The sequence below is a fragment of the Cupriavidus sp. FW305-46 genome, from assembly GCF_058787075.1.
This window is the reverse complement of the sequence record NZ_JBYSZI010000138.1, coordinates 1-620: the sequence shown is the minus strand read 5'-3', so window position 1 is coordinate 620 and position 620 is coordinate 1. Positions and strand designations below refer to the sequence as shown.

General features: G+C 65.6%; 1 protein-coding gene. It reads right to left on the bottom strand.

Annotated features, from left to right (window positions below; genetic code table 11):
- Positions 1 to 620, bottom strand: a 620-nt coding sequence (locus AC3WON_RS31095) for a DNA circularization protein (protein ID WP_492353484.1), incomplete at both ends; no start/stop codon positions are given.

Sequence of the window (620 nt, the reverse complement as noted above, 5' to 3'; positions counted from 1 at the left end):
CGCCAGGAACGCACCGGCATATATGGCACGCCGAGGATCGACGAGACGTCGGTGAGTCGCCGCACCAGCCCGATCACGGAATTGGCGAAGTCGACCGGTCGCATCACCAGGTCAGCGACGCGGCTGACGAAGCCGGAGACTTCCGAGGCAACCGCCTTGAAGGCATCGAGCGACAGAAATTCGTTGATGGTCGACTCGATGTCGTCAAGCGACCAGGCCGGCAGCCCCGACACATCAAACGACTCGGCGAAATCGTTGGCCACTTCGTCGAAGGCCGTTTCCTGGCTGGCGAGCAGCTCCGCCGGCATGTCGACATCGACGTCCGGCTCGGCCAGCTTGCCCGCCTCGGTGAAGACCAGCGAGAAGGTGGCCATTCCACCTTCCTCGGTGCTCTCCTTGAGGCCGAACTCGCCCGCCACGACGCTGCGCCGGCCAAAGAACGGATGCACCAGCTCGCCGGGGCCGGACTGCTCCAGCGCTTCCAGGAGCGCATCGCGCGCCGAACGGTAGTCGGGGCCGATCAACAAGGCCAGGACCTTGTACTCGCGCGCCTTCTTGCCCATGTCCTCCAGGTACGGCTCATCGCGCTGCGGGTATTCATGCCGCGCGAGGCGCCGGCC